At 56.0% G+C, this 3,950-nt stretch carries 5 protein-coding genes and 1 tRNA gene; 3 read left to right on the forward strand and 3 right to left on the reverse strand.

The window, feature by feature from the left end:
• Positions 1 to 42: 42 nt before the first annotated feature.
• Complete coding sequence (locus Q1B15_RS09655; protein ID WP_299753401.1) at positions 43 to 681, reverse strand: MBL fold metallo-hydrolase; 639 nt, start codon at positions 679 to 681, stop codon at positions 43 to 45.
• A gap of 42 nt (positions 682 to 723) precedes the next feature.
• On the opposite strand from Q1B15_RS09655, the gene Q1B15_RS09660 reads away from it, so the two are divergent.
• Positions 724 to 2,037, forward strand: a complete 1,314-nt coding sequence (locus tag Q1B15_RS09660) for an ATP-binding protein (protein ID WP_299753403.1) — start codon at positions 724 to 726, stop codon at positions 2,035 to 2,037.
• A 21-nt stretch (positions 2,038 to 2,058) separates the two neighbouring features.
• On the opposite strand, the gene Q1B15_RS09665 is transcribed toward Q1B15_RS09660, so the two are convergent.
• Positions 2,059 to 2,376: an H-NS histone family protein gene (locus Q1B15_RS09665; RefSeq protein WP_299753405.1), complete on the reverse strand. Its 318-nt coding sequence runs from the start codon at positions 2,374 to 2,376 to the stop codon at positions 2,059 to 2,061.
• Positions 2,377 to 2,531: 155 nt separating this feature from the next.
• Positions 2,532 to 2,608: transfer RNA gene (locus Q1B15_RS09670), tRNA-Ile, on the reverse strand.
• Between the two features lie 106 nt (positions 2,609 to 2,714).
• Here Q1B15_RS09670 and purM point away from each other — a divergent pair.
• Together purM and Q1B15_RS09680 are read left to right on the forward strand one after the other, a co-directional pair.
• The gene (gene purM / locus Q1B15_RS09675) at positions 2,715 to 3,764 is read left to right on the forward strand and encodes a phosphoribosylformylglycinamidine cyclo-ligase (RefSeq protein WP_299753409.1); all 1,050 of its coding nucleotides are present in this window, start codon (positions 2,715 to 2,717) and stop codon (positions 3,762 to 3,764) included.
• On the forward strand, positions 3,761 to 3,950 hold a 190-nt coding region (locus Q1B15_RS09680; protein ID WP_299753407.1), incomplete at its 3' end, for a formyltransferase family protein. The genes purM and Q1B15_RS09680, both read left to right, overlap by 4 nt.

The raw sequence follows: 3,950 nt of genomic DNA on the forward strand, positions 1-3,950 counted from the left end.
TTCTGCCTCCGCATGTTCCTTTAGCCGAAATGAATCACAAGCCTAGGCGAAAGAACAGAAATTAATGGGTGTGCTGCCTAGTTTAATCAGTTTGCGGGACGTTGCCAGAAAATCTCCCAGATGGCCGTCAGGGGGCGATACGATCGACGAGGCCCAATCCATGACGTGATCTCCAGAAAACAGGATGTCGCCGAATTGAAACCCAAGCTGGCCTGCGAAATGGCCGGGAAGATGCAAAACACCAAGCTCCCAACCTGTGCCATGCAGCGTATCCCCTTCGCGGAGGCAGATATCTGGCGCAAAGCCGTGATCAAGACCTTCACCACCGCCGAGGCTGCTTTCCTGTGACAGCCGCTGCATGACATCGCGCCGACCAGCTTCTGGCGGCCCGAACGCTACGACTGGCGCGCCTGTTTGCGCGGACAGCACCTTTGCGGCTGCGCTGTGATCGGCGTGGGCGTGGGTCACAAGGATATAAGTCACACTACTTTGCGCAGTTGCTTCCAGAAGCGCCGAAATATGCCCCGCATCGTCAGGACCTGGATCAATGATGGCAAGTTCGGTTTCGCCAAGAATATAAGAATTGGTGCCCCAATAGGTCATCGGTCCGGAATTGGGCGCAAGGATCGATCGTACACCCGGGGCGATTTCTATGGCAGTTCCAACGGGTGGGCGCGTCATCGGCACTTCCTCTTTGGTGCGTCGCATGCTTAGGCTTTGGGGATGATTGGACAGTTTCTCAAGCAGTTTATGCCGCGTTCTCTTTTTGGCCGTGCGACGCTGATCTTGCTGGTGCCGGTTGGGACGATTCTTTTGGTGATGTCGATCGTCTTCATCCAGCGGCTTTACGAGGACGTCACCCGCCAGATGACGGAAGGCGTGGCAAATGAAATCGTGTTGATCCTGTCTCGGGTCGATGCCAGCGAAACCCCAGAAAGCGCTTTAATAGCCGCACGAGAAATCGCCGCCCCCCTGGGGCTAGAGGTTTCTTTTCTTGACCGACCTTCGGTTGAGCCCCGGGTAGGACTTGATCTGTCGGGACGTACCGTCACAGCGACCCTGCGGGAACAGGTTGCAGGCATTGACACTGTAGATTTGACATCGCGCAAAGGGTTTGCGTTGATTGCGATCAATTCGGTTCATGGCGCTGTGCTGCTTGAAATTCCGCGCACGCGTTTGTCGGCACGCAATCCGCACCAGTTTCTGGTTCTGATCGGTGTCACGTCAGCGTTGATGGTGATGATTGCGCTGCTGTATTTACGCGGGCAGGTGCGTCCAATTCGTCGGCTGGCGGCTGCAGCTTCCGCGTTCGGAAAGGGAAGGTCAGTTGCGTTTCGCCCTGCTGGCGCGGCAGAAGTCCGTGAGGCCGGGAATGCGTTTATCCAGATGCGCGATCGGATTGAGCACCAGATTGAGCAACGAACGCTTCTGCTCTCTGGGGTCAGTCACGACTTGCGAACGCCTTTAACCCGGCTGCGGCTTGCGATCAGCATGTCCGACAGTCCGGAAAACGACGACATGGTGCGCGATGTTGACGAGATGCAGCAAATGCTTGACGCGTTTCTGGATTTTGCCCGCAGCGAGTCGCTGGGCGAACCCGAGCGTATTGATCCGACGCCGCTTATACACGACGCGGTCAATAAAGCGGTTCGAGCAGGTGGCGCCGTTAGCCTTGGGGAAATGGCGAAGACAGATCCGATCACGTTGCGCGCTCCGGCCTTTGATCGGGCAATCGGCAATCTAATTGGCAATGCAATAAAATATGGTTCGAAGGCCCGCGTAAGCCTTACACTTTCGGAGCAGTTCGTTTCGATCTCTGTTGAAGATGACGGCCCGGGAATTCCCTCTGAATTGCGCGAAGCGGCGCTTAAGCCATTTACGCGGCTTGATCAGTCCCGCAATCAGGATGCAGGTTCTGGAGTCGGACTGGGATTGGCAATTGCGGGGGATATTGCGCGCCAACATGGCGGGTCGATTGTATTATCCGACAGCGCAGACCTTGGTGGTTTGCACGCGGCAATTGTATTGCCACGCTAAGCTTTAGTGGCCTCCAGAACTTTAAATTTCCATGCTTTCCGGGGACTTCCCGTCACTGACAGCCGTCTTGTACCAAGCCGGCTGACGACCGCGACCCGACCATGTTTCGCTGGCATTATCGGGGTTCGCAAATTTGGCAGCAGCTTTTGCTTTTTTACGTTTCTTCCCGACACCGTAAATATCTCCAATGGAAACGCCATGCTCTTTCGCAACTGCTTCAATTGCTTTTTTCGCATCATTGATTCGACGTTCTTCAAAGTTGGAAATAGCGGCGTCTACTTCGGCGCGCTGTGCTTTTAACTCTTTCAGGGACATCTTATTGAGGGCTTTGATTACCATTCTGGTTCTCCGTTTTGTGTATTAAATTGAATTTCACATCTCACGGCCCAAGAAAAAAGACAATATAGCTATAATTTCAATATGGTTTAGGGCGACGCAATCCACGAAGTAACCAACGCAACTACGTTTACGTCCATCGAAATCACGGCGGTGTTTGGTAGGCCCGGAGGGACTCGAACCCCCAACCAAAGCGTTATGAGCGCTCTGCTCTAACCAATTGAGCTACAGGCCCGCCGAGCATCGCAATACCAGACGTCAGCGCCCGGTCAAGAAGCAGACGACGGACCGTGGACAGCCGCCTTTTGATCCGGTATCGCGTGCCAAGCGTCGAGGGAAGAATTGCGATGATCAAAAATGGGCTGACATATGCTGAGGCGGGCGTCGACATAGATGCTGGGAATGCCTTGGTGGAACGTATCAAGCCAGCCGCCAAGCGGACGTCTCGAGCAGGGACCATGTCTGGCCTTGGGGGGTTTGGCGCACTTTTTGATCTGAAGGCGGCCGGGTACAATGACCCGATTTTGGTCGCAGCAACGGACGGCGTCGGCACAAAGCTGAAGATTGCGATCGACACGGGTATTGCGGGCGGCGTTGGCATTGACCTTGTGGCTATGTGTGTGAACGACCTCGTTTGTCAGGGCGCAGAGCCGCTGTTTTTTCTCGACTACTTCGCGACAGGCAAGCTGGACGTCGATCATGCAACCGAGGTCATTGAAGGCATCGCCGAGGGCTGTAAGCGCGCGGGATGCGCTTTGATCGGTGGCGAAACGGCCGAGATGCCGGACATGTATTCTGACGGTGATTTTGATCTTGCGGGATTTGCGGTCGGCGCGATGGAGCGGGGTCGTACACTGCCCGATGGCGTTGCAGAGGGCGATGTTCTCCTTGGATTGGCAAGCGACGGGGTCCATTCGAACGGTTATTCTCTGGTGCGTCGAATTGTCGAGAAAAGTGGCCTCGGATGGGATGCACAAAGCCCCTATTCGGATGTGACGCTTGGCGAGGACCTTCTGCGCCCGACCCGCATATACGTCAAAGGTGCGGTCGCAGCGATTGCCGAAGGCGACGTCTTACATGGGTTAGCGCACATCACGGGGGGCGGTTTGACCGAAAACCTGCCGCGTATGCTGCCGTCAGGGCTTGGGGCCGTGATTGATCTTGAAAGCTGGTCGCTTCCGCCAGTTTTTCAATGGCTGCAAGGACAGGGCGGGATCGAAGACCGCGAACTTCTGAAGACCTTCAACTGCGGCATCGGCATGATTGCAGCGGTTCCGGCGGACAAAGTGGATCGCGCGACGCAGGCTTTCGCAGACGACGGACACCACGTGATCGTGATAGGTCGGGTCACCGCCGGCGAGGGTGTCACATTTCGCGGCCTCATCGCGTGAAGCGCGTTGCTGTCCTGATTTCGGGCGGTGGATCGAACATGCTGGCGCTGGCCCGGGACATGACGGCCGACCACCCGGCGCGGCCTGTATTGGTTTTGTCAAACCGGCCGGATGCTGGCGGTCTTCCAAAAGCGGTTGATCTTGGAATTCCGACCGCTGTCGTTGATCATCGCCCGTTCGGACAGG

It is taken from the genome of uncultured Boseongicola sp., assembly GCF_937988555.1.
Taxonomy (GTDB): Bacteria; Pseudomonadota; Alphaproteobacteria; order Rhodobacterales; family Rhodobacteraceae; genus Boseongicola.